Source organism: Haladaptatus sp. DJG-WS-42 (assembly GCF_037198285.1).
GTDB lineage: Archaea > Halobacteriota > Halobacteria > Halobacteriales > Halococcaceae > QDMS2.
In genome coordinates this window covers 904,610-926,042 of sequence record NZ_CP147243.1, presented here as the reverse complement: position 1 = coordinate 926,042, position 21,433 = coordinate 904,610, and the positions used below count along the sequence as shown (strand labels likewise).

The window sequence follows — 21,433 nt, the reverse complement described above, 5'->3', positions numbered from 1 at the left end:
TCCGTAATGAAACTTTCACTCTCGTGTCCAACTTTTGCTGAGCGGGTGGTGAAATATGCACAAACACGCATATCGGCTGCGTTCTACCGCAACCCCCTGCATTATACTTCCTGAGAAAGACCTGTGGATATGACCGACGCCTTCCCCACGAGAACGAACGTTCCAAGAGGGCTTTTCGAGTTTACGCACCTGCCTGAAACGGACCAATCGTTCGAAAACGCCCTCGCCAAAGCCCGCGCTGGCGAGCGCTTGGATGTGGCCGACGGCGTCGAACTGCTGACTACGGGCACCGAGACAGACACTATCGACCCGCGGCGGATGGAACGCGTCTTAGAAGCCGCAGACCGCAGGCGGGAAGCCGTGTGTGGCGAGGATGTGACGTTCGTCGCAAACCTCAACAACAACGTCACGACGGCGTGCAACGTCGGCTGTCTGTTCTGTAACTTCAAAGACCCGGCCGGGCAGTTCGAAGCCGACTATCAAGGCGAGATGGGTGGGTTCACCAAAACGCCCGCAGAATCACGGGAAATCGTCCGCGACGCCCTCGACATGGGCATCTACGAGGTGTGTTCGGTGTCGGGACTGCATCCCGGGTTCGCGCTCAACGACGAACACCACGAAATTCTCGCAACCGCCGAGGAGCCAGTGAATTACAAACCGCCGGAAGCGTACAACGTCTCGCCCGGCACCTACGTCGAACAGATGCGAGCGATGAGCGCAGACGGCGCACACCTCCATTCGATGACGCCAGAGGAGGTATATCACGCCAGTCGGGGGACCGACTGGACCTATGCGGAAATCTACCGCGAGCTAAAGAACGCAGGGCTCGCAAGCGTCCCCGGCACGGCCGCAGAAATCCTCGTCGATGAAGTCCGCGAGGCCATTTGTCCCGGGAAAATCGACACGCAAGGCTGGCTCGACGCGATGGAAGCCGCCGCCACCGTCGGCCTCGATACGACGGCGACCATCATGTACGGCCACGTCGAAAACGAGATGCACCGGATTCTTCACCTCGAGAAAATCCGTGCCCTCCAAGACCGAACGGGGAACATCACGGAGTTCGTCCCGCTTTCGTTCATTCACCAGAACACGCCGCTCAAACAGAAGGGAATGGTCGATGCAGGCGCGAGTCGTGCAGAAGACCTGCTCATGATTGCCGTCTCCCGACTGTATCTCGACAACATCGACAACATCCAGTCGTCATGGGTCAAGTACGGCGACGAACACGGCCTTGCCATGTTGAACGCCGGCGCGAACGACTTCATGGGGACGATTCTCTCAGAAGAAATCACCAAGCGCGCGGGCGGGCAGTACGGCGAAGTCCGCACCTTCGACGAGTACGTGGACATGATCACGTCAATCGGGCGCGTCCCCGTCGAACGCTCGACCGACTACCGGCAGCAACGTCGTATCGACCCCGACGTCCGCCCCGCCGGGCCGATGTTAGGTCCCAAAGCCGACGGCACGCCGATGTTCACGAAGAAGACGCCGACGGCTGATTGAGCACTCGTCGGTAGCGCTCGCCCGCCCTACTATCCTCTCGAATCGCCTCCGTAATCCGCGCAGAGAGCCAGTGGTTTTCCGTTTCGTTTTCGGCAGGGAGGAAGCGCTCGTACACCGGCAATCGCTCGCGGAGCGGCACGCCCGCTTCCGCAGCAATATCCTCGAGTTCCCGCAGTGCAGGCCACTTGTAATCGGGATTGATGTAGTCGTCCGTGACCGGCGACACACCGCCTAAATCGTCAATGCCACAGTCGAGCAGTTCGCGAACGGGAGCCAGATTCGGCGGAACCTGCACCGAAATCTCTTCGGGCAGACAGACACGGGCCATGGCTACGACGCGGCGCATCGTCTCGAGAGTGGGGCCGTCCTGTCGCCAGCGCTCGTTCTGACTCACGTTCTGGACGATGACCTCTTGGATGTGCCCGTAGCGTTCGTACATCGCGCGGATGGCAAGCAGGCTCTCGGCACGGTCGCGCCACGTTTCGCCAATACCGACCAGAATCCCGGTCGTGAACGGGACGCCGAGTTCGCCTGCGGTCCGGAGCGTGGCGAGGCGCTGGCCCGGCGATTTCGCCCGTGGGCCGCCGTGGGCCTGTACGTCGGCGGTGGTTTCGAGCATCACACCCATGCTCGCGTTCACGTCGGCGACGAGTTCCATCTGTGCGGGCGTCTGGTCGCCCGGATTCGCGTGGGGAAGCAGGCCTTCATCGAGGGCGAGTTCACAGGCTTCTCGCAGATAGCTGTGAATCGAGTCGTGGCCCCATTCGGTGAGTTGGTCGTGTATCTCGGTGTAGCGGTCGTCGGGGTCGTCACCGAAGGTAAACAGGGCTTCCGTACACCCGGCGTCCGCGCCGAGGCGACACTGCTCGCGTATCTGCTCAGGCGTCATGAGCGTTGCCTGTCCGGGCACGTCGTAGTAGGTGCAGTAGGTGCAGGTGTACCGGCAGGCGGTCGTGAGCGGGAGAAAGACGTTTTTCGCAAAGCTCAGTTCCGGGGCCGCATCGACGTCAGCCGGCGTCACCGCGAGCAGTCGCTGCACCGCACGGTCGTCGAACGCGATGTCGATGTCGTATTCGCGCGCCCCGGGAATCATCTGTCTTCGACTCTCGCGTCGGGCACAAAAAGGCTGTCACTCCCGGCAGACCGAAACGCGGCCGCTGCCTGTGTCGATGCGCACGCCTGCGTCCACGAGCCAGTCGTGTGCGCGACCGCTTCCGTGGAGTAACACCTCCGCGAGGTCTGCGACTTCGTCTATGTCCGCCGCGAGACGAAACGAATCGACGCCGGTCAGCTCTGCTCCGAGGTCTCGACAAATCTCGCGGTGGTCGCGAAACGACGCGCCGTGATAATCCACGACGAAGTCAGGATGGCGAGAAACGAGCGCGTTCGTCCCACCCCCGAGACCGGGCGCGATGACCACGTCACCGGGTGCATCGAACAGCCGCGAGAGGGCGTCGGGCGTTGCGAGCGCGAGGTCTGCCATCACCACGGCCGTGGTCGGTTCGAGGTGGGCGTTCACCGCGTCCGAAAGCGAGCGGTCGTCTACGACGACTGGCACGTCGAGGTCGAGCGGTTCGGGAGCGAGTACGGTTGGCTCGCCACCGGCGTCTTCGATAGTCGAGAGAACGTCATCGCGCATTGCGCGCGAGAAGTCGCGGCGCTCTGTGGCTGAAAATAGTGGAGAAAGGCGCGTTTTGGGTTCTGCTTCCGCGTAGGGCACGAGGACGCGCATTTCCTCTATGTGTGCGCCCTGCGTACAAGCGATTATCGGAGTTTGTCGTAGGTGTCCTGCTGGGAGCGCCAGTAGAAGACGCCACCCACCACGGCGAGCAGGGCAACCGCACCGATGCCACCGTAGAGGAGCAACTCGTTGCGCTCTTGGGACTGCTTCGTGGAGGAGGCGGACTCCTCTGCGTCCGCGGCGATGTCAGCCGCGTTCTCGAAGTTGCCGTTGTTGTACGAGGAGATGGCGCGAGTGACCTGCTTTTCTGCGTCTTCGTCACCGCCAGCTTGCTCGATGGCGCTCTCTGCGCTCGCAATGGCCTGTCGAGCCTCCTTGCTGTCTTCCGTGTAGTGGTGGACCTCCCAGCTCTCCAGTTCCTCCGTGTTGTCGCCTTGCTGGCGCGAGAGGCTTGCGAGTTGGAACGTCTCTTCCGGACTGTAGGTGAAGTTCTCGACTGTTGGAGCCGTGCCCGTCACCGTGACTTCGACGCGCGTCACGTCGTCGTCTGCGGCCACGTCAGCCGTGAACGCAGACCCACCGAAGGACTCCTTTTCGAGTTGGCTGTCGTCTAAGCCGAACTTTGTGACCGTCCACGAGACGTTTTCTAGCTCCGTCTCGCCTGCGAGCGTCCACTCGTTGCTCGAATCTTTGTACAGTTCTGTGAGCGTAAACGTCGCCGTGACTTCGGAGCCGGCTTCGGCTTCCTGTGGGACGCCGCTTTCTGCGACTGATACAGCGGCGGCTGGGGCCGCCACGAGCGAGACCGCGAACGATACGACGAGGAGGAGTTTAAAAGAGTGGCTCAAGTTCATCAGAGTCATCTTCGACGAGAGATTGGAGGTTTGCTTCAGACTGTTGGCGAATATCTTCGATATTGTCCTGTGCTTCGATGGCGACCTGCTGGAGCTCCTTGATGCGTGGGACGTTCGTCACGCCAGAGAGGAGAATCACGCCCGCAACGTAGCGCGACTCAGAGACTGGGTAGTCGCCACCGCGGACTTCCATACTCCCGGTCTGCTCCTCTAACCACTTGCGACCGCGCTCTATCCCTTTCCGATTCAGGTGCTGCGGTGGGCCGCTCATGACGAGCAGTGCGCGCTCCGTTCCTTCGATTTCACATGGGAGCGTGAGCCGGCCGAGGGCGGCCTTGCGCACGAGGCTCGTGATACGGTTGGTGGTGTGAGCGGTGTCTACTTGCTCGTTGTTGCCGCCTTTGAACCGCGAGAGCAGGCCACCAGAGGACTGCTTCTCGACTTCTTCTGCCGCGTAGCCCACGGTGGAAACGCCACCGCCAGCGAGCGTGTTGATGATTTCACTGGAGTCAACGACGCTCTCTGCGACTTCGCCACCAGCCTCGACTTCGCCCGCGCCAAAGAGAATCCCAAAGCGGCGGACGATTTCGTCGTTAATCTCGCTGTAGCCGCTCTCGACGGACTCGCCGGTCTTACGCCACGAGTCGTTGTCGAAGACGAGGAGGTTGTCCACCTCGCGAACGAACGTCTGGAACGAGCGGGCGGCGTTCAATGTGTAGATGCCACCCTCGTCTGCGCCGGGCAGGATGCCAAGCCCGTAGACGGGTTCGGTGTAGATGCGCTTTAGGTGCTTTGCGAGCACTGGTGCGCCACCACTGCCGGTGCCGCCACCCATGCCCGCGATGATGAGGAAGGCGTCTACCTCGTGGACGGGGATGTTGTCGATGGCACCTTGGACTTCATCGATGTCTTCCTCTGCGACTTCTGCGCCGAGTTCGTTGTCGGCACCGACGCCATGGCCTTTGACGCGGGCTTGGCCGATGAGGACACGCTGTTCTTGCGGAATGTTTTTGAGTCCGAGCAGGTCGGCTTTCGCCGTGTTCACAGCGACAGCGGCGCGGACGATGCCGCTCCCTGTTCGCTGGTCGTATTCCAGGAATTTGTCTACAATCTTACCTCCTGCCTGTCCGAACCCGATCATCGCGAGTTTCATAATTTGCCCATTCGTTGCAGAGAATACTGTGGCAACAATAATATAAAGTTTGTGATGCGGAAAGTACTTGTAAAAAGAATTTCATACCGAAAATCGACCTCTGTCTGCCGGTTTAAGAGTGAATTAATGCAGTCAGAATAATCCTACACTCTGTTGGACACCTCTCAATTTATTAGTTTTCACTGAGATACGTCTCAAGCGTTGTTAATTCACGTTCGCTCACACCAAATGCACTGATGTCATTTTGTGAGGTTGTGTTATCGAATCGCAAGGAGCGGGCCTGATCCGGCCCAAATGGCACGAATGGGAGCGGCCCAGCCATCGTCATCCCAAGGGTGGCAAGCGCCATTGGTACCGGGACGACGGTCACGGATTTGCCCTTTGCCCGGTAGATGAGCCGGGTAACATCTCCGAGTGTTAACACTTCTGGACCGCCAATCTCGTAGATTTGTCCGACGTGCGCGCCATCCTCGACGGCGTCCGCGAGCAGCGGCGTGAAATCACCAATCCAGATGGGCTGGAATCTGGCTGAATTTGCCCCCGGAAGGGCGGTCACGACCGGTGTCGTGAGCGATTTCGTAAAGGAGATGAACTCACCACCGTCACCGAAGATGACCGACGGCTGGAAGATGACCCAGTCGAGGTCGGAGTCTTTGACGACCTGCTCTGCTCGCCCTTTCGCGCGGATGTACGCTGTTGGCCCGTTCGGGTCCGCGCCAAGCGCGCTTTGCTGGATGATTTTTGGCACATCGTGTGCCTCCGCAGCCTTCACCACGTTTTCGGTTCCGCCGAGGTGGACCTGTTCGTGGCTGGTGCCGCTTTTGGGCTTGAACAACGGCGAGAGCGCAACGAGGTTCACGACCACGTCTTGGCCCTCGAACGCGCCTTCGATAGAGTCATAGTCGGTGACGTCACCGACCGCCGTGGTGACGCCGTCGGGGAGGGCAGTGTCGTCCGGCGTTCGGGCGAGGGCGGTGACGTTGTGGCCGCGAGCAGCGAGTTCGGCACACAGGTGCATTCCGACGAAGCCAGTCCCACCAGTGACGAGAACGTTCATGCTCGTTGATAGGCGCGATTCCCTCAAAAGGGTGGCCCCTAACTGAGCGTGCTCCTCGGGGCGCCATTCGAGAACCCTTTTCTCGCGGGCGGGCAATTGCCGCATATGCTCATCACGCTCGAAGGATTAGACGGGAGCGGGAAAACCACCGTCTGGGAGGCACTTCACGACGCCGTCCCGGAGGCCGTCTTCACGCGCGAACCCACCGACTCGTGGTACGGTGACGCCGTCTACAAATCGATTCACGACGACGACGCAGACCCCGTCGCCGAACTCTTTCTCTACACTGCAGACCACGCAGACCACCTCTCGCGGGTGATTCGTCCCGCGCTCGAAAACGACGACGTGGTCATCTCAGACCGCTACTGCGACTCGCGCTATGCCTATCAGGGCGCGACGCTCGACGGCATTATCAAGCGTCCTGTCGAGTATATTCGCGGGGTACACCTGCCCTTTACCCGCGAACCGGATGCGACCATCTACCTCGACGTCGACCCGGAGACGGGTGCAGAGCGAAGCGGGGCGACCAACAAGTTCGAGCAGGCCGCGTATCTCTCGAAAGTCCAGCAGAACTACGAACGGCTCATCGACGTCTCGCCGGGCCGATTCTACCGGGTGGATGCGACCCAACCGCCGGAGGACGTGCTCGACGAAGTCGAATCGATTGTTGACGAGTTGCTCGCCTAACGCGCGGTATCGGGCAGTTCAACCTCGTCTGGCGCGGGCATCCAAAAGAAGTCGAATGCCACTCCAAGGGCGAACGGGAGGGCAACGGCCACGGCCATCACTGCACCGGTGCTTCCGAGATTCGGGCCGAGGCGAGCAACGCCACTTAAAATGAGCGTGAGGACGACCAGTACAATAGGAATGAGGATGAGTGAGTAGAGCACCGTCCCCCACGTTGTCGAGAGGCGAACGCGGAAAAAGCGCGTCATAAGGGCGGCGACGAGTGCGTTGACGCCGATGATGACGAGCAGTCCAATGAGCCCCACAGTCGAGACCATACCCGGGCTAGGCACTCGGGAGGCTTTGGCGTATCGGAACGCGGTGGGGTTGTCCGCTGTGAAAACAGTTCGGCGCTATTCGAGCGAGATGTACGTTTTCGTGTCGGAAACGCCTTCCATCGCGCGCAGTCCGGACGACACGGTGTGCATGACCTCGTACACCTCACCTGCGTCCACTTCGGCGATGATATCGTAATTCCCCGCGACGATGTGGGCCTCCGCGACGTGTTCCATGTCGAGGATATCTTCGAGCAGTTTCTCAGACTTCCCCGCGGCCGTTTTCATCATGATGAACGCGTGGACCATAACCGACGTGTGATACCACGGGTCAGGGTAAAAAGGTTTGTTCGAGCACAGACTGTGTTGTGAGTAACATTATTCACCCACCTCGGCGTATGGGTGCGTATGCGCTTCGTTATCATTGGTGCTGGTCGTGTTGGTCTCCGGACGGCGCGTGTGTTGCGAGAGGAAGGACACGAGGTCTCGCTCATCGAAGAGAACGAAACGGCCGTGGAGCGCGCCCGTGGGATGGGCTTTGAGGTCATTCAGGGTGACGGCTCGGTCGAGGCAAACTTAGAGGCTGCCGGTATCGAAGCTGCCGACGCCCTTGGCGCGCTCTCTGGCGATTTGAACGTCAACTTCGTCGCCTGCATGATTGGGAAACATCACGGCTGTCGAACCATCATGCGCATCGACGAGGACTACCGCGAAGACATCTACCGCAAATACGCAGACGAGGTGGACGAAATCGTCTACCCAGAGCGTCTCGGTGCAATTGGGGCGAAAAACGCCCTCGTTGGCGGGAACATCCGCGCCATCGCCGACATCGCCCAGAACCTGCAGGTAGTCGAGCTGACGATTACGAACGCCTCGCCGATGCTCGGCTACTCGATTAGCGAACTCGAACTCCCTGCCCACGCCCGACTCATCGCCTTTGGCAAAGAGGAGGGCCGCCTGCGCCTGCCACTGCCTGATGATTCGCTCGAACTGCACGACCGTCTCGTCGTCCTCACCGACTTCGACGTGTTAGAAGACGTGCGACGCATCATCGTGGGCGACGCGGCCCCAGCGACTCCCGGAGGAAACTAACATGGTACGAGCATACGTGATGGTCAAAGCGACCACTGGCGAAGCAGACCGACTCAAACAATCAATCGAAGCCATCGAGGGCGTCACGAGCGCCTCGATCGTCGCGGGCGACGTAGACCTCATCGCCAAAGTCGATGTCGAGACACCGGCACAGGTAAAAGACGTTGCCGCGACCCAGATTCAAGCCATTCGTGGCGTCGAAGACACCCAGACGTACATCGCGATGGACTAAGCTATTTTAGCGCGGCGACCCGCCACTCGACTGGTGGGCCCGCGACACCATCTCCGCGACCGGCGACCGGTAGGTGTAGCCCGGAATGACGCCTTCCATATACGTCCCTTCGACGTAGTCGATGAGCGCGTGGGCGAGTTCGGGGGCCGTCCCTGCATTGCCGTACTCGAAGCCGAACGTCACGACGACGTCGCCGTCGCGAGCAGTCACGTCGAACTCTGAAAACTCGATATCTTGAACAACCGCGCCGGGGGCGTCTTCGAGCCGTAATTCGAACGTCTCGAACCACCCATCCTCGACGACTTCGTGTACCTCATCTTCGGCCACCGCAGACAGCATGGGCGCGCGGACGATAACACGATACACGAGCGCCCAGTCGTCTGTTTCTGCCACCGTGACGTGGGCGGGAAATTGACTTTCCGTCGAGACAAATCTGTCCTCGTCGGTCGTGAAATCGTCGTGGGCGTCGAACGCGCGGACGGCGCGCTCTGGAACGGTGTCTGTCATTGGCAAGTATAGGAAACAGCGCAAGAAAAGGGCGTTGTGTCGGTTAGCTACTCGCGTCTGTTTCGACGCGCACCCAGTAGATGTCGAGTTCTTTGATTTCGTAGGAGTTCGGGTCGATTTCGGTGTCGCGCTCTGCGAAGGTGATGTTTGCGCCCCCCGTCGTATCGTAGGTCGTCCCTTCGACGGTGAGCGTGTGGTCGCTCCCGCTGTTTTCGTAGGAGATGTCCGGGATGTAGTTGAGCGCCTCTGCGAGCGTGATATACGATTTCTCGTTGTGCCACTCGTACTGCTTGCCGTCGTCGTGGAAGTGGAACTCAAGCGGGCCGTCTAAGAACTTCTCGCGGGAGAAGTCGACGCGCTCGCCATCGATTTCGAGATACAGCGTGCCGTGCTGGTGAATCTCTTCTTCATCCTCACCGGGCGTCTCGTGTTCGTCAGGGTGGTCGCTGTCGTTTTCGTGGTCGTCTTCAGTCGTCGCCTCGGTGGTCGTCTCTGCCGTCGTCGTCTCTTGACTTGTGGTGGTCGCTGCGCTCGTCGTTTCTGTAGACTCTGCGGTTGTGGTCGTTTCTTCACCCTCTGATTCGCCACCTTGCGACGAACAGCCAGCGAGTCCAACGGCCAGTACACTGCCTGCAAGCTGTACGAATCGACGGCGACTCTTGTGGGTCATTGCCCTCCCTTGTGTCGGCGACCACTTCCTTATCCGGTGGCTAAATTCGGCGGATAGTTTCCGGCAGCACACCGTTGAATTCTCGTTGCGACTCCGTGGTGGGAGTTGAACTCGGTGACACTGCCGCTTACAATTCTTCGACGCGGTCTGCGTACCAGCCGTTCGGTCGAATCTGAATCTCTCCGTCGCTGTAAATCGATACTTCGTAGCCGTCGATGGTGAGATAGAGTGGTCCGGCTTTGTAGTGGTCGCGGTCGGGACGCGACGTGAACAGCCGGTTCAGGGCGTCTGGATCAACGTATTCTGCGAAGCGAGGAATGACTTCGTGGAGCTCTTTGCCAGTGACTTCGGACATCGCCTTCGTAATCGTAAACGTGAGTCCATCTTCCTCCATATCGTGGTAGGCGTAGTAGATACCGTCCTCTAGGCCGAGGGAAACAGACTCTGGGGTAGCATCGAGCGGTTTTGACATCCTCTCACCGAAACTACTCATGACATATTCCCCCACCCTCAAAAATGTATTCCATTCGGACACATGGAATCTTGAATTTTGATATCACCGAATTCTATCCGACGCTGAATGCTACAACTTCTAAATAGGTTGTTCTAGACTGGCGAGGCCCTCTTCACAGGGTACTGTCTAAATCGACCGTACACGGCATATTGTGTCCTTTTCACGTCTTTCTCAACCCGCGTGGGTTGCGCCTGCCTATGTCTAGTTATTTGAATGACACAACACGTCGTCCCTATCACCACTACATTCTCCTTCACAAACTATTTTATTCTTTTGACAAATTGGCGAAATCAACACGCCTCTAAACTACCAATCTCTATATTGTTTCTTCCTCTTCCACCCAGGTCCACTGTGTCGAAACACGTTGAAACTCCTCTGCACTCTGTCTATCGGACGTGTCTGCATCGCCTCTTTCCGGTCCACTTTGTGTCGAATGGCCGTAAGGTACTTTGGTGCTGAGTAACCACCAGTACCAGTCAAGTCATTCACAGCAAGAACTGCGAGGGAGGGAACTGAGCAAACGCTTCGCGTTTTCGAGGGTCGATGCGGCTTCGCCGCATCGGGATTTGAACGCCACTCGCTCACTCCGTTCGCTCGTTCGTTCAATTCCCACCAGTTAGATTTTCGTCGCTCACCGTGTGGTTCGCGACAGAAAATGCGAGGGAGGGGATTTGAACCCCCGAACTCCTTCGAGAGCGGATCTTAAGTCCGCCGCCTTTGGCCTAGCTCAGCCACCCTCGCGCGTCTACACTCTCACTGTTGGCTTGAATGAAAAGTCCGTTTCGGTCTGCGGCTACCAATCGACGGACAATGTCCCGTCCCCGTTGGGGTCGGGCGAGATCTCTTTGTTCGTCCGGCGGTCCACGATGTGGATGACGCCGCGGTCTTTCTTTGCGGGGCACACCTCTGCGGCCTTGATGTTGTGCTCCAGCTCCTCTTCTGCGATGAAGTAGGAGACGGGCTTTGCGAGTGCGGTCACGATGTCCATGTCCCAGTTTGCAGAGACCTCGGCGCACTTGCCCGCGCCGATGCACTTGTTGGCCTCAAAGATGATTTTATACGGCTTCTCTGCAACCGGCGGCGCATCGGCCTCCCCGATTGTACTCGGGTCTATCGGTCCGTCGTCGCTCATTGTCGGGAAAAAGGGTCGAACGGATTTGCGTCTATCGGTAGACCTGCACTTGCTCTAAGACAACGTCCTCTTTTGGGTTGTCGCGTGGGCCGGTTTCGACGTTGCCGATTTCGCGGACGACGTCCATTCCATCAGTCACCTTGCCGAACACGGCGTGGCGGTTGTCGAGGTGCGGCTGTGGGGCGAGCGTGATGAAGAACTGCGAACCGTTCGTGTTCGGGCCGCGGTTCGCCATCGAGAGCACACCTTCTGCGTCGTGCTTGAGTTCGTCGTGGAACTCGTCGTCGAACGTGTAGCCGGGGCCACCCGTACCGTCGCCCTTCGGGTCACCGGTCTGAATCATGAAGCTGTCAATGATTCGGTGGAACAGGATGTCGTTGTAGAGTGGCTCGTCCATCTCATCGCCCGTCTCGGGGTGCGTCCACGATTTCGAGCCAGTGGCGAGGCCGATGAAGTTGTCAACCGTGTTCGGGACGCGGTCTTTGAACAGCTCGACGTCGATGGTGCCGTGGTTCGTTTGAATCTTCGCTGTTGGGTTGTCGCTCATGCACCCATCCTAGCAACGGCGTCACAAAACGGTGCCGGTGGTAAACGACCATGGGTCGGGTGACCCGTGGCTTTTGTTGTTCCCTCAGCCTATGCCGATAGCACTCCACGCGACGCGATGTCGCGGGATGAGGATGGGCGGTTTACAGCGCGCCCCGACCCAGACAGGCTCACCTTCCGAACACTCGGTTGGATTTTGCGAGTCCGGTAATTAACCGATTCAAGGCCGATACCAGCGTGTTTCGCCCACGCTCGCCATGCCACATTCACACTCGCGTTCCGGTCAGCGTGGTCTTGCTGAACCCCACACGAATCATTCGTACAACGGAACCGCCGACCCTGACGGTATCCTCGGTGACCACAGCACGAACACGATTTCGAGTTGTATGGTGATTCCACCGTCTCGCACGGAATCTGATTCCACGTTGCTTTGTAGCGAACTTGTTGTTCAAACTTGTAGAACGGTAGTTTGTGCAAGCGTCGGTTCATATACGTGCCATATTTGATGGCGTTTCGAATCCCACTCAAGTCCTCGAACACGATGACCGGGTTCGGGAACTGTTGGGCGAACTCGACCACGACTCGGGAGAGTCGGTGAAGAATCCACTCTGTGTAGCGTTCTTCTTTGTCTCCAAGTTGGTGGTGGATGGAGTGTTGACCATGTTCTTGACAGCGTTTCGTGATGGTGTGGTAGCGTTGGCGTTCGGCTTTCACTGAGCCGTAGTCAACCACGAGTGTTCCGAGCGTCTCCATCGTCTCACGATTAAGCGCGGTGAGAGCGATGTTACGTTCGTTAATGTCGACGCCGACGAGTGAGTCAGCGTTTTCGGGTTCAGGTACTTCGAGTTCTGTTTTGACCGTGACGTGTAGGTCGTACACGCCATCTCGGTACAGAAGTTCGGCCTGTCCCAACGACCACTCGTCTTCAGTCAAGGCTTTCTCAATCAACGCGAGGTCGTCCGGTCGCCCTTGAACGTGGCCGGTCACCTTCTTGTACGGCTTCGGACTCACACGGAACTGAATGCGGTCGTCCTCGTCGTTGTAGGTGAGTCGGTATCCTTCGGTGTGTGCCATGACGAGCGGGTAGGCTCCTTTCTTGTCCGTGGCTGGTGGCGACGGCTTCCCGACGTTGGTGTCGTCTTGGTTGTGCCACCAGCTGAGGAGTTCTTTGTAGGAGTCCCACGCTTGCAGGGCCTTGGCAACGACAGCACACTTGTTGTTCCGAAGGAAACCATCCCGGTCAACTTCGCGTTGAATCTCGGTCTTGGTGTAGCCTTGCTGTTTGAGATAGAGTGTGTCGTTGGTGATGTCTCGTGCGGTGAAGCGGGCATCTTTGAGCCACGACCGCTCGCCAGACTCGATGCAGAGTCGAGTGCGTGCGGTCTTTGTGACAGGTTTGATACCCATACTTTGACTATCGAACTAAGTGTTAATAAAAGCAGGGATTGGGATGGAAGAGTACAGGAGTCATGCACATTCGATTAGTTTGTATAAACATCATTTTGTGGTGTCCGAAGTCAAGCAAAGCAGAGCTTTGCGTACCTCGCGGAGCTTCGCTCCGCTCAGTATCGACACGGAGTGCTGGAGTTGGTTCGAGACGAACTTGCAGAGTTGTTTCGAGGAACTTCCGAACGGTTCGACCACGAGATTGTGTCGATGGAGATTGCTACCGACCATGTTCACTTGTTCGTGGAGGCTGACCCGAAATGGAGTCCTTCCGAGATTGCCAAGCAATTCAAGGGCTACTCGGGTCGAACGATTCTGAAACGCCACCCAGAACTCAAACAACGGTATTTATAGGGAAGTGGTTTGTGGAAGGATGGATACTACGTCGGAACGACTGGTGCAGTTTCCGAAGATTTGGTTCGTCGGTACATCGAGGAGACTGAACATTAGGCGAGCGTACGAGATTCACCCACGGGTCAGGTGACCCGTGGAACTCTCGCTGTTTTCTTTAGAACGACTGGAGTTCTTCTAAGACGGCGAGCGCACTGCCGTCTTCGAGTACTTCGCGGGCCTGTTCGAGGCCTGCGTCGAGCGTTTCGACGTCGCCGCGCGCGAAGATACGGAACGCGCCGTTCAGCGCAATTGCATCCGCGAACTGGTCGTCGCGCTCGCCCGCGAGCACCTCACGGGTGATGGTCGCAGAGTCCGCATCGACGTTCTCGACTTCCAAGTCTTCGCTCACGAAGTCCATGCCATAGTTCGCCGTCTCGATTTCGAAATCAGAGAAGTCGCCATCGTCCCAGACGGCGACTTTCGTCGAACCGGGACGGATGTCGTCGTAGCCTTCCATCCCTTGGAACATGACCACGCGCGAGAGGTCTTGCGTCTCACACGCTTGGAAGGTGTCGATGATGCGCTTTGCGAACGCGAGGTGGTAGAAACTCCCGAGATGCACGTCCGCGTTCGCGGGGTTCGCGAGCGTCTCGATGGTGTTCACGAATGTGCGCACGCCCATCATGTCGCGGCGTTCCCAGATGCCCTGAATACCGGGGTTGAAGTTCGGCTGGTAGTAGAAGCCAAAGCCGGTTTCATCCACCATGTCGGCGCTTTCCTGTGGCGAGAGGTCGGTCCGCACGCCTAACTCATCGAGGACGTGTTTGTAGGCCGTCGCCTTCTGGGTCGGCACGCGGTCGCCGCTGTGGACGACGACGGGCGTTCCCGCCGCGGCGGCGACGAGTCCCGCGCCCACGCCGAGCAGGGCAGTCGAGTGCTTGCCGTCGTAGTTTGCCCCGCAATCGACGGGGTCACACTTCGGTTCTGCAGCTTTGACTGACTCCTCGACCATCACGTCGGTGAACGCGGCGAGTTCCTCCGGGGTGTTGCGCTTCCAGCGGTTTGCGAGCCAGAACGCGCCGAGCGTCGTGTGGTCTGGCTCGTTGGCTAGAATGCGTGCAAACGCCTCTCGCGCCTGTGCGCGAGACATGTCAGCTGCGGATTTGTGCCCCGACCCGACGACCTCCGTCATGAGGCGTTTGAGCGGCCACTCGCCGAACTCCGCGGTCGTATTCGTCATGGTCGCGGCTTGGGAAGCGGTGAGCAAAAGCGTCCCGCTTGCGGCGGGGAAACGCCCTTTGTCCTCCCCCACGAAGTTCTCGCATGGTTGGCCTCCACCCGCTGGTTGCCGACACTCCTGAATTTGCCGCAGCCATTGCGCTCTACTGTCAGATTTTCTCGAACGACGAAGCGGCGGTGCACGACCGCTTTGAACGCCACACGACCTACCCGGGCTACCGCGGTTTTCTCGCCGTGGACGGTGGGGAAGTCATCGGCTACGTCTACGGCTACACTTCCACGCCGGGGCAGTACTACCACGAGGCACTCCGCGCAGCGATGCCACCAAGCGTGGCCGAAACGTGGCTCAGCGACTGCTTCGAGTTCGTCGAACTCGGCGTGTCGAGACCGGCTAGACGCAACGGAATCGGCCGCTTGCTCCACGACACGCTCCTTCGTGACCTCCCGCACAAAACAAGCGTCCTCACGACCCACGTCGGCAACGTCGCCGCCCGTCGGATGTACGAAAACCTCGGCTGGGAGACCATCCACCGCCCGTTCGTCATAGACGGCGGCAACGAAATGGTCGTGATGGGAACGCGACTTCGGGGCTAACTGAGTGGCAGCGTTTCGGGCACTCCCGCCTGCGCTCCGGTCCACTTCCAGAGCCACCGCTGGGAGTCCGTGTCGTAGGTGCTGGGCGCACTCTCGACCGCCTTCGTTCGGTCAAAATAGTTCCCAGAGACTCCTTCCACCTCGGGTGACACGGCCAGATAGATGCTGGGCTGCGCTCCGCCACGCTCTGAGGTGGTCACGCCCGGAATCAATCGCAGTGAATTGAACCCAAGTCGTGCGAACACCGAGGAATTTCGCGTCAGTCCCGTCTGTGGGATGACGCCCGGATGGACCGCGTTCGCGGTGACACCCGTCTCCGAGAGCTGTCGGGAAAGTTCGTAGGTGAACAGCACGTTCGCCAGCTTCGATTGGCGATACGCCTTCATCCCCGAGTACGACTGCGAGAGCGAGAGGTCGTCAAAGTCGAGTTGCGCGCTCGGTCACGTCCGGTGATGACCACTGTCGCGCCCAATGCTGCGAGGCCGCGGGCCGTCTCACGGCCGATACCGCTCGTTCCCCCGGTGACCATGACCATCTGGCCCGAGCAGTCGGGAAGGCTCATACCAGTCTCTTCGGCTTCACCCTGATAACGCCATCTCAGACCGACAAAGGGTAATTTCCAGAGTCCTATTTTCAGCCAATGAGTAGGCCGGTTGACTGGCGCGCCAGCATCGACGACGTGGACGCCCGACTCGTAGACGAGTTCCAGAGTGGCTTCCCCGTCTGCGAACGCCCGTTTCGCGTGGTCGGCGCGGAACTCGGCATCTCCGAAGCAGACGCGCTCGCTCGGGTGAAAGCCCTCCGCGAAGCAGGCGTGTTCCGGCGCTTCGGCGCGGTGCTCAACCCGCCGGTCATCGGCAGCTCGACGCTCGCGGCGGTCAAAGCCCCCGACGACCGCTTCGCCGAGGTGGCCGAGATTATCAATGGCTACCAGCAGGTGAACCACAACTACCGCCGCGCCCACGAGTGGAACATGTGGTTCGTCGTGACCGCGGGTTCCTTAGCAACCCGCGACCGTATCCTCGCGGAAATCGAGGAACGAACCGGGTGTGCGGTGTTGAATCTCCCGATGCTCACCGATTTCTACATCAATCTTGAGTTCCCGGTCGTGAATGCAGACCGTTTTGCACGAGAGAGCCGCGAGACGCCACGCGTCTCGGAGCGCGCGAGCGGGGAGCGGAGCGACCCGAGAGCAGGCATTGCCACGGACATCGAGGCGACCAACATCTCAGAGCAGGCCACGGGAACGCTTTCAGCGCTCGACGCGCGCCTCCTCCTCGAAATCCAAGATGGCTTCCCGCTCACGGCGACGCCGTACGCCGACATCGCCGCGGCCGTAGACGCTACGACCGAGGAGATCATCGATGCCATCAATCGCCTCACCGCAGACGGCGCAATCAAGCGCATCGGCTGTGTTGTAAACCACATCGTGACCGGCTTCGACGCGAACTGCATGGTCGTTTGGGACGTGCCCGACGACGAGTTAGACACCCGCGGCCTCGAAGCCGGTGGCCTTCCGTACGTCACACTGTGCTATCACCGCCCGCGCCGCCCGGCACAGGGCTGGCCGTACAACCTGTTCACCATGATTCACGGGCGCGACCCCGACGCCGTCGACGAGAAAATAGACGAGTTGGCGCGCGACGTGCTCCCGTTCGACCACGAACGCCTCTATTCGACGGAGACGTTGAAGCAGACGGGCGCGCAGTACGAAGAGTTAGTGGAGAGCGAGTAAGTCTCCCGCCACGACAGAAGGGAGTGGCGGCCTTTTTCGCCCACTTTTTCGTGAGGAACTCGAACGAAAGCACGATGCACAAGAGTGCATCGACGTTTTTCGAGGACCGGTACGCGAAGCGTTCACGACGAGCAAAAAGCGGGAAACAGACGGGTGCGCAGTACGAGGAACTGGTTGAAAGCGAGTACCGCGTTGTTTGAACGCACGGCTACGTCGCTGTGAGAAACGAGGGGTACGTCGGGGCGAATTCGAGGGGTGTTCTTATCGCTTTGCGGTCGTGAGCAGGATGGGGCCAATCAACAACAGCACGAGCCCGAGCAGCGCGAAGTGGAACGGGCCGTCGATGGCCGGGATGATCATGAACAGAACCCCGAACATGGTCGTCTGGAGCGCGAGGACCTTCTGTGATTTGAGGGGAAGGACGCCCAGCGTCGCCATAATGAACAGGAAGAGAATTGCCTGCCCCAGATTGTACTGGAGCAAGAACGTGTCCACCACCTGCATCGGTAACGCGTACATTCTTGGTCGATACTCCCGCTGTTTAGGCCTTTAAACTTCCGTTAGCCGGTTGGGCTTGAGAAGTCAAGCGGGCGAATCCAGACGTACCAGATGACGAGCACCATCGTCACGTAGCCTATCGCCCAGACAGTGCGCCCGATGGCCGGATATCCGGACGTCGTGAGGAAGTAATCTGCGAGCCCAGAGCCGAGTACGCCCACGATGAGCACGAGCCCGAGCTTGACCTTCTCAGAGGCCATCGCGCACCTCCAGTGGCTGCTTCATGGGAGGGCAATGGTACTCCACAGGCCTGAATCACACGGTTTCGGCTCGCTTTTTATGTTCGACATCCAACGGCTTCTATGGACTATCGCCCGATACCCGAGGCAGACGAACGGGCCTTCTTCGATATGATGCAGTACGCCTTCAGCCCCGAAGACCATCCGACTGCGGAGTCGTTCGAGGAGCGTCGGCCCTTCACCCACGAACTGCGCGGGTACTACGACGGCGACGACCTCTTTGCGGCGAGTGCGTGGCACGATTTCACCTTCTCGCTGCGCGGTGAGTGGGTGCGCGTCGGCGGCGTCTCGAACGTTGCGACCCCACCAGAACACCGACGAAAGGGCTACGTCCAGCAGATGCTCGCGGCCATGCTTACAGAGTTCCGCGCGGAGGGTATCGACTACTCTGTGCTCTGGCCGTTCGAGTACGAGTTCTACCGCAAGTACGGCTGGGGGACGTGCAACAAGCGCACGAAGTGGGAGTTCGCCCCCGACGCACTCGCAGACGCCCTGCCGGAGGCGGCCGGAACCTTCCGCAAACTCTCGACTGACGACATCCCTGCCCTGCGCGACCTCACAGAGCAGTTCGCGGCGGGCTGGAATCTCGCGATGCGTCGAACCGAGGAGTGGTGGGAGCGGCGCATCTTCGACCCGCCGTGGTCTGACACCTACATCTATGGCTGGGAACACGACGGCGACCTCCGAGCCGCCGTTGTCTACACCGTCGAGAAAACCGGCGAGTTCGAGCGCACGCTCAAGGCGTGGGATATTGCCTACCGTGACGACGCGGCGTTCACACAGCTCCTGCGATTTTTCTACCACCATCTCTCGCAGATGAAGCAGATCGAACTCCACATCGCAGCAGACAGCACGCTGTTCGACCGCGTGGCAGACCCGCGCGCGCTCGACTGCGAGCTACTCACTGGACCGATGTTCCGCCTCACGGACGTCGAAGCTGGCCTTTCGAGGTTGCCCTATCCGGAGGCGGCAAGCGGCCGCGTCGTTCTCGACGTCCGCGACCCGATTGCGCCGTGGAACGACGGTCGATTCGCGTTCAGCGTCGAAAACGGGAACGCAACGTGCACGCCAACAACCGACGACGCCACCGTCTCCGTTGACATCGCCACGCTCTCACAACTCACCGTGGGCTATCTCACGGCCGAACAAGCTCACCGCTATGGCGGCCTTTCAACCGACTCTGACGCCGCGTTAGAACTGCTCTCTGGCGCGTTCCCGCGCGCACAGACCTACCTCCGCGAGCACTTCTAAGCGCCGCTTGATTCTTCGACGAACGAGAGGAGCAGGTCGGTGAGCGTGTCTGCGTGCGGCGAGTCGAAAATGCGCTGGGCGTGGGCGTCGCTGTCGAGAATCACGAGGCGTTTTGGGTCGGGGGCGTTCTCGTGAAGCTGTTTTGCCGTGTCGACGAAGCGCTGGTCGTCGTCTTTGCCCACGACGAACAGTTTTCGGCCTTGGAGGTCGCCCGCGACGTCGCTGCCACCGGCGGCAGAGATGCCCATGACGCCAGCGACGGCGCCGTCCGGTGCCTGTGCGTTCGCGCGGACGACAGCCTCGCCGCCCGAGCTCCCACCGATGAACACGACGTTCGAGACGCCGACGTCTTCTTTCAGGTAGGCCATCGCGCCGAGAACGGCTGCGGGCGGGTTGTCACCTTCGTCGATTGGGAGCGCCGCGTGCCCGGTCGCGGCGAGCAACTGCGCCTGTTCTCGCCAGCTCTCGCGGTCGAAATTTATCTGTGGCACCATGACAACGCCGTAGTCGCCATCGCCGTAGAGCGTGCCCTGAATCTCGGTGTCGCCATCTGCGGTGAACGTTACTGACTCACCCTCGAACGACGCTGGGTCTGGCGTCATCGTCGTTTCCGAAGCATTTGACTGACTTTCTTCGGCTCCGTCGGTGTCGTTCGTGGCCGTTTGCGTGGCCGATTGTGTATCTGACGAGGCGTCCGCGGCCGATTCTGTGTCGGTCGTGGTGCCGTCGTCACCTCCTTGTGACGCACACCCCGCAAGGGCAGTGGTGAGCGCCGACCCAGACACCACCAGTAGGTGGCGGCGGGTCGGATTGGTCCCGGTCATACCCGTCTTCCGTCCCCGAGTTCCCTTATTATCTGGGGCCTAAACTGGACTCATTCACCCGTATTCACCGTTGCAGACGGGTGGAATCCATCCGAGGACGCGCGGTTGTGTGTGAACCGTGCGCAGACGCCCTGAAACCCGGGCTTAGCTGACGGATAATAATGGGGGTAGCACCGTCAGTACGAGATATGACAGCAAAAAAATCAAGACGCCGAATCCTCCAACTGACCGGTAGCGCTGCGCTGCTCAGCCTCGCAGGCTGTGCGAGCCTCACGGATAACGCTCTTGACAGCCAAGAAGAACAACAGACCACCACGGCCGCAGACAGCCAGCAGAACACTTCGGGCACGACGACGGCCGAAAACATCGACCAGTCGCCGGACGAGGGCAACGGCGACAGCAGCCAAGCAGTCACGCGCAAGAGTGAAGAAATCGTGAAACCAGCTGGTGCGCTCATGGACGCGCCCGTAGAAGAGACCGACTCCACGTACGCGGTGATGGGGTCGAGTGACGCCTCCGCGAAGGTGACGTTCTATGGTAACTGGAAGTGCCCATACACCCAAGAGTTCGCCGTCGGCGGCTTCCTCGACGAAATCGTCCGCGAGTACGTCACCCCCGGCGACCTCCAGATCGAGTACCGCTCGCTCGCGTACCTCGGTGGCGAGCCGTTCCTCGGCGAGGACGCTCCGCTCTCGGCTCAGGCCGGACTTGCCGCGTGGGACACAGACCCAGACAACTACTGGTCTTACTTCGCGTACGTGTTCAAAAACCAGCCACAGGAACGCTTCGACTGGGGGACCACAGCACAGATGAAAGTGTTCGCAGAGGAAGCGGGCATCGAAGATGTCGAGGCGCTCACCACGGCAATCGAGCAAGAGACCTACCTCGAAGATGTGAAAGCCACGACCGAAGCCGCAGGCGAAGTCAACGTCTCTACGGTTCCACGCCTCGTCTTCGAGGACGGCACGATGGTTCGCCCAACCGTGGACGCAGAAAAGACCCGCGCCGAAATCGAAGCCGCAATCGAAAACTAAGCGACTCGACACGCGGCAGTAATACTTATACAGTCCCGTAATTAACTGGTTGATGCGGTTTGAAATAAACCCGCCATCCAACGCCCGTCTGGACGCGCCTGTACCAGACGCCTTTGCCCGGGGTGTCCGCGTACATCTCTCTCGCGCCAGTGGCGTTGACGCGGGCGGTGGCTCTGAACCACGTGTTCACGCCACCTACTGCGACGCGAGGCGACGTATCTGCCCGGTACGTCGTGTT

The 21,433-nt window shown here is 59.6% G+C and carries 27 protein-coding genes, 1 tRNA gene and 1 pseudogene; 9 read left to right on the top strand and 20 right to left on the bottom strand.

The window, feature by feature from the left end:
- The first annotated feature begins 129 nt into the window (after nucleotides 1–129).
- Nucleotides 130–1,503 (top strand): 7,8-didemethyl-8-hydroxy-5-deazariboflavin synthase subunit CofH, encoded by a 1,374-nt coding sequence (cofH, locus tag V5N47_RS05175; protein ID WP_338729794.1) that lies wholly within the window; start codon nucleotides 130–132, stop codon nucleotides 1,501–1,503.
- On the opposite strand, the gene cofG is transcribed toward cofH, so the two are convergent.
- The 5 genes from cofG to V5N47_RS05150 all read right to left on the bottom strand — a co-directional run bounded on the left by cofG (nucleotide 1,475) and on the right by V5N47_RS05150 (nucleotide 6,248).
- The gene (gene cofG / locus V5N47_RS05170; protein ID WP_338729793.1) at nucleotides 1,475–2,596 is read right to left on the bottom strand and encodes a 7,8-didemethyl-8-hydroxy-5-deazariboflavin synthase subunit CofG; all 1,122 of its coding nucleotides are present in this window, start codon (nucleotides 2,594–2,596) and stop codon (nucleotides 1,475–1,477) included. The two genes, cofH and cofG, sit on opposite strands and share 29 nt — an antisense overlap.
- A gap of 36 nt (nucleotides 2,597–2,632) precedes the next feature.
- Nucleotides 2,633–3,235, bottom strand: a complete 603-nt coding sequence (gene cofC / locus V5N47_RS05165; protein ID WP_338729792.1) for a 2-phospho-L-lactate guanylyltransferase — start codon at nucleotides 3,233–3,235, stop codon at nucleotides 2,633–2,635.
- A gap of 32 nt (nucleotides 3,236–3,267) precedes the next feature.
- Entirely contained in the window at nucleotides 3,268–4,038 is a 771-nt protein-coding gene (locus V5N47_RS05160; protein ID WP_338729791.1) for a hypothetical protein, read from the bottom strand.
- Nucleotides 4,016–5,191 (bottom strand): tubulin/FtsZ family protein, encoded by a 1,176-nt coding sequence (locus V5N47_RS05155; protein WP_338729790.1) that lies wholly within the window; start codon nucleotides 5,189–5,191, stop codon nucleotides 4,016–4,018. Before V5N47_RS05155 ends, V5N47_RS05160 begins: the two co-directional genes overlap by 23 nt.
- A gap of 172 nt (nucleotides 5,192–5,363) precedes the next feature.
- Entirely contained in the window at nucleotides 5,364–6,248 is an 885-nt protein-coding gene (locus V5N47_RS05150) for a complex I NDUFA9 subunit family protein (RefSeq protein WP_338729789.1), read from the bottom strand.
- Nucleotides 6,249–6,353: 105 nt separating this feature from the next.
- On the opposite strand from V5N47_RS05150, the gene tmk reads away from it, so the two are divergent.
- Nucleotides 6,354–6,935 carry a dTMP kinase gene (tmk, locus tag V5N47_RS05145; RefSeq protein ID WP_338729788.1) on the top strand — a complete coding sequence of 194 codons (582 nt, stop codon included), beginning with the start codon at nucleotides 6,354–6,356 and terminating at the stop codon, nucleotides 6,933–6,935.
- On the opposite strand, the gene V5N47_RS05140 is transcribed toward tmk, so the two are convergent.
- Nucleotides 6,932–7,252 (bottom strand): hypothetical protein, encoded by a 321-nt coding sequence (locus tag V5N47_RS05140; RefSeq protein WP_338729787.1) that lies wholly within the window; start codon nucleotides 7,250–7,252, stop codon nucleotides 6,932–6,934. The genes tmk and V5N47_RS05140 overlap by 4 nt on opposite strands.
- A gap of 75 nt (nucleotides 7,253–7,327) precedes the next feature.
- Nucleotides 7,328–7,558, bottom strand: a complete 231-nt coding sequence (locus tag V5N47_RS05135) for an Lrp/AsnC ligand binding domain-containing protein (protein WP_338729786.1) — start codon at nucleotides 7,556–7,558, stop codon at nucleotides 7,328–7,330.
- A gap of 99 nt (nucleotides 7,559–7,657) precedes the next feature.
- Between V5N47_RS05135 and V5N47_RS05130 the strand changes: the two genes are divergently transcribed.
- Together V5N47_RS05130 and V5N47_RS05125 are read left to right on the top strand one after the other, a co-directional pair.
- Nucleotides 7,658–8,341, top strand: a complete 684-nt coding sequence (locus V5N47_RS05130; RefSeq protein WP_338729785.1) for a TrkA family potassium uptake protein — start codon at nucleotides 7,658–7,660, stop codon at nucleotides 8,339–8,341.
- 1 nt (nucleotide 8,342) lies between these two features.
- A complete protein-coding gene (locus V5N47_RS05125) occupies nucleotides 8,343–8,573 on the top strand; it encodes an Lrp/AsnC ligand binding domain-containing protein (RefSeq protein WP_332900021.1) in 231 nt (76 codons plus the stop codon).
- Between the two features lie 6 nt (nucleotides 8,574–8,579).
- Here the strand turns inward: V5N47_RS05125 and V5N47_RS05120 are convergent, their stop codons facing one another.
- The 7 genes from V5N47_RS05120 to V5N47_RS05090 all read right to left on the bottom strand — a co-directional run bounded on the left by V5N47_RS05120 (nucleotide 8,580) and on the right by V5N47_RS05090 (nucleotide 13,349).
- A complete protein-coding gene (locus V5N47_RS05120) occupies nucleotides 8,580–9,080 on the bottom strand; it encodes a DUF5813 family protein (RefSeq protein WP_338729784.1) in 501 nt (166 codons plus the stop codon).
- 43 nt (nucleotides 9,081–9,123) lie between these two features.
- Entirely contained in the window at nucleotides 9,124–9,750 is a 627-nt protein-coding gene (locus V5N47_RS05115; RefSeq protein ID WP_338729783.1) for a hypothetical protein, read from the bottom strand.
- A 127-nt stretch (nucleotides 9,751–9,877) separates the two neighbouring features.
- Nucleotides 9,878–10,222 carry a HalOD1 output domain-containing protein gene (locus tag V5N47_RS05110; RefSeq protein WP_338729782.1) on the bottom strand — a complete coding sequence of 115 codons (345 nt, stop codon included), beginning with the start codon at nucleotides 10,220–10,222 and terminating at the stop codon, nucleotides 9,878–9,880.
- 698 nt (nucleotides 10,223–10,920) lie between these two features.
- Nucleotides 10,921–11,005: transfer RNA gene (locus V5N47_RS05105), tRNA-Leu, on the bottom strand.
- 52 nt (nucleotides 11,006–11,057) lie between these two features.
- A complete protein-coding gene (locus tag V5N47_RS05100; protein ID WP_338729781.1) occupies nucleotides 11,058–11,396 on the bottom strand; it encodes a ferredoxin in 339 nt (112 codons plus the stop codon).
- A gap of 31 nt (nucleotides 11,397–11,427) precedes the next feature.
- Nucleotides 11,428–11,943: a peptidylprolyl isomerase gene (locus tag V5N47_RS05095; RefSeq protein WP_338729780.1), complete on the bottom strand. Its 516-nt coding sequence runs from the start codon at nucleotides 11,941–11,943 to the stop codon at nucleotides 11,428–11,430.
- Between the two features lie 89 nt (nucleotides 11,944–12,032).
- A complete protein-coding gene (locus V5N47_RS05090; RefSeq protein ID WP_338729779.1) occupies nucleotides 12,033–13,349 on the bottom strand; it encodes a transposase in 1,317 nt (438 codons plus the stop codon).
- Nucleotides 13,350–13,392: 43 nt separating this feature from the next.
- Here V5N47_RS05090 and tnpA point away from each other — a divergent pair.
- A pseudogene (gene tnpA, locus V5N47_RS05085) lies at nucleotides 13,393–13,838 on the top strand (IS200/IS605 family transposase).
- 58 nt (nucleotides 13,839–13,896) lie between these two features.
- Here tnpA and V5N47_RS05080 read toward each other — a convergent pair.
- Nucleotides 13,897–14,961: an anthranilate phosphoribosyltransferase gene (locus V5N47_RS05080; RefSeq protein ID WP_338729778.1), complete on the bottom strand. Its 1,065-nt coding sequence runs from the start codon at nucleotides 14,959–14,961 to the stop codon at nucleotides 13,897–13,899.
- Nucleotides 14,962–15,044: 83 nt separating this feature from the next.
- On the opposite strand from V5N47_RS05080, the gene V5N47_RS05075 reads away from it, so the two are divergent.
- Complete coding sequence (locus tag V5N47_RS05075; protein ID WP_338729777.1) at nucleotides 15,045–15,554, top strand: GNAT family N-acetyltransferase; 510 nt, start codon at nucleotides 15,045–15,047, stop codon at nucleotides 15,552–15,554.
- Here V5N47_RS05075 and V5N47_RS05070 read toward each other — a convergent pair.
- Both V5N47_RS05070 and V5N47_RS05065 read right to left on the bottom strand, forming a co-directional pair.
- Nucleotides 15,551–15,940 (bottom strand): hypothetical protein, encoded by a 390-nt coding sequence (locus V5N47_RS05070; protein WP_338729776.1) that lies wholly within the window; start codon nucleotides 15,938–15,940, stop codon nucleotides 15,551–15,553. The genes V5N47_RS05075 and V5N47_RS05070 overlap by 4 nt on opposite strands.
- A complete protein-coding gene (locus tag V5N47_RS05065; RefSeq protein ID WP_338729775.1) occupies nucleotides 15,937–16,116 on the bottom strand; it encodes an SDR family NAD(P)-dependent oxidoreductase in 180 nt (59 codons plus the stop codon). The genes V5N47_RS05070 and V5N47_RS05065 overlap by 4 nt, the downstream gene beginning before the upstream one ends.
- A gap of 78 nt (nucleotides 16,117–16,194) precedes the next feature.
- On the opposite strand from V5N47_RS05065, the gene V5N47_RS05060 reads away from it, so the two are divergent.
- Complete coding sequence (locus V5N47_RS05060) at nucleotides 16,195–17,289, top strand: Lrp/AsnC family transcriptional regulator (protein ID WP_338729774.1); 1,095 nt, start codon at nucleotides 16,195–16,197, stop codon at nucleotides 17,287–17,289.
- Nucleotides 17,290–17,550: 261 nt separating this feature from the next.
- On the opposite strand, the gene V5N47_RS05055 is transcribed toward V5N47_RS05060, so the two are convergent.
- Both V5N47_RS05055 and V5N47_RS05050 read right to left on the bottom strand, forming a co-directional pair.
- A complete protein-coding gene (locus tag V5N47_RS05055) occupies nucleotides 17,551–17,808 on the bottom strand; it encodes a hypothetical protein (RefSeq protein ID WP_332900010.1) in 258 nt (85 codons plus the stop codon).
- Nucleotides 17,809–17,849: 41 nt separating this feature from the next.
- Nucleotides 17,850–18,047, bottom strand: a complete 198-nt coding sequence (locus tag V5N47_RS05050) for a hypothetical protein (protein ID WP_338729772.1) — start codon at nucleotides 18,045–18,047, stop codon at nucleotides 17,850–17,852.
- Nucleotides 18,048–18,149: 102 nt separating this feature from the next.
- On the opposite strand from V5N47_RS05050, the gene V5N47_RS05045 reads away from it, so the two are divergent.
- A complete protein-coding gene (locus V5N47_RS05045) occupies nucleotides 18,150–19,337 on the top strand; it encodes a GNAT family N-acetyltransferase (RefSeq protein ID WP_338729771.1) in 1,188 nt (395 codons plus the stop codon).
- Here the strand turns inward: V5N47_RS05045 and V5N47_RS05040 are convergent.
- Nucleotides 19,334–20,161: an alpha/beta hydrolase gene (locus V5N47_RS05040; protein WP_338729770.1), complete on the bottom strand. Its 828-nt coding sequence runs from the start codon at nucleotides 20,159–20,161 to the stop codon at nucleotides 19,334–19,336. The genes V5N47_RS05045 and V5N47_RS05040 overlap by 4 nt on opposite strands.
- 188 nt (nucleotides 20,162–20,349) lie before the next feature.
- On the opposite strand from V5N47_RS05040, the gene V5N47_RS05035 reads away from it, so the two are divergent.
- Complete coding sequence (locus V5N47_RS05035) at nucleotides 20,350–21,195, top strand: thioredoxin domain-containing protein (protein ID WP_338729769.1); 846 nt, start codon at nucleotides 20,350–20,352, stop codon at nucleotides 21,193–21,195.
- Nucleotides 21,196–21,433 lie beyond the last annotated feature (238 nt).

Coding starts and splice junctions, on each gene's coding strand:
- V5N47_RS05160 (WP_338729791.1), bottom strand. CDS start 4,038: ATGAACTTGAGCCACTCTTTTAAACTCCTCCTCGTCGTATCGTTCGCG.
- V5N47_RS05035 (WP_338729769.1), top strand. CDS start 20,350: ATGACAGCAAAAAAATCAAGACGCCGAATCCTCCAACTGACCGGTAGC.
- cofG (WP_338729793.1), bottom strand. CDS start 2,596: ATGATTCCCGGGGCGCGCGAATACGACATCGACATCGCGTTCGACGAC.
- V5N47_RS05080 (WP_338729778.1), bottom strand. CDS start 14,961: ATGACGAATACGACCGCGGAGTTCGGCGAGTGGCCGCTCAAACGCCTC.
- V5N47_RS05130 (WP_338729785.1), top strand. CDS start 7,658: ATGCGCTTCGTTATCATTGGTGCTGGTCGTGTTGGTCTCCGGACGGCG.
- V5N47_RS05100 (WP_338729781.1), bottom strand. CDS start 11,396: ATGAGCGACGACGGACCGATAGACCCGAGTACAATCGGGGAGGCCGAT.
- tmk (WP_338729788.1), top strand. CDS start 6,354: ATGCTCATCACGCTCGAAGGATTAGACGGGAGCGGGAAAACCACCGTC.
- V5N47_RS05140 (WP_338729787.1), bottom strand. CDS start 7,252: ATGGTCTCGACTGTGGGGCTCATTGGACTGCTCGTCATCATCGGCGTC.
- V5N47_RS05135 (WP_338729786.1), bottom strand. CDS start 7,558: ATGGTCCACGCGTTCATCATGATGAAAACGGCCGCGGGGAAGTCTGAG.
- V5N47_RS05115 (WP_338729783.1), bottom strand. CDS start 9,750: ATGACCCACAAGAGTCGCCGTCGATTCGTACAGCTTGCAGGCAGTGTA.
- V5N47_RS05045 (WP_338729771.1), top strand. CDS start 18,150: ATGGACTATCGCCCGATACCCGAGGCAGACGAACGGGCCTTCTTCGAT.
- V5N47_RS05090 (WP_338729779.1), bottom strand. CDS start 13,349: ATGGGTATCAAACCTGTCACAAAGACCGCACGCACTCGACTCTGCATC.
- V5N47_RS05110 (WP_338729782.1), bottom strand. CDS start 10,222: ATGTCAAAACCGCTCGATGCTACCCCAGAGTCTGTTTCCCTCGGCCTA.
- V5N47_RS05055 (WP_332900010.1), bottom strand. CDS start 17,808: ATGTACGCGTTACCGATGCAGGTGGTGGACACGTTCTTGCTCCAGTAC.
- V5N47_RS05095 (WP_338729780.1), bottom strand. CDS start 11,943: ATGAGCGACAACCCAACAGCGAAGATTCAAACGAACCACGGCACCATC.
- V5N47_RS05120 (WP_338729784.1), bottom strand. CDS start 9,080: ATGACAGACACCGTTCCAGAGCGCGCCGTCCGCGCGTTCGACGCCCAC.
- V5N47_RS05065 (WP_338729775.1), bottom strand. CDS start 16,116: ATGAGCCTTCCCGACTGCTCGGGCCAGATGGTCATGGTCACCGGGGGA.
- V5N47_RS05155 (WP_338729790.1), bottom strand. CDS start 5,191: ATGAAACTCGCGATGATCGGGTTCGGACAGGCAGGAGGTAAGATTGTA.
- cofH (WP_338729794.1), top strand. CDS start 130: ATGACCGACGCCTTCCCCACGAGAACGAACGTTCCAAGAGGGCTTTTC.
- cofC (WP_338729792.1), bottom strand. CDS start 3,235: ATGCGCGTCCTCGTGCCCTACGCGGAAGCAGAACCCAAAACGCGCCTT.
- V5N47_RS05040 (WP_338729770.1), bottom strand. CDS start 20,161: ATGACCGGGACCAATCCGACCCGCCGCCACCTACTGGTGGTGTCTGGG.
- V5N47_RS05075 (WP_338729777.1), top strand. CDS start 15,045: ATGGTTGGCCTCCACCCGCTGGTTGCCGACACTCCTGAATTTGCCGCA.
- V5N47_RS05060 (WP_338729774.1), top strand. CDS start 16,195: ATGAGTAGGCCGGTTGACTGGCGCGCCAGCATCGACGACGTGGACGCC.
- V5N47_RS05150 (WP_338729789.1), bottom strand. CDS start 6,248: ATGAACGTTCTCGTCACTGGTGGGACTGGCTTCGTCGGAATGCACCTG.
- V5N47_RS05125 (WP_332900021.1), top strand. CDS start 8,343: ATGGTACGAGCATACGTGATGGTCAAAGCGACCACTGGCGAAGCAGAC.
- V5N47_RS05050 (WP_338729772.1), bottom strand. CDS start 18,047: ATGGCCTCTGAGAAGGTCAAGCTCGGGCTCGTGCTCATCGTGGGCGTA.
- V5N47_RS05070 (WP_338729776.1), bottom strand. CDS start 15,940: ATGAAGGCGTATCGCCAATCGAAGCTGGCGAACGTGCTGTTCACCTAC.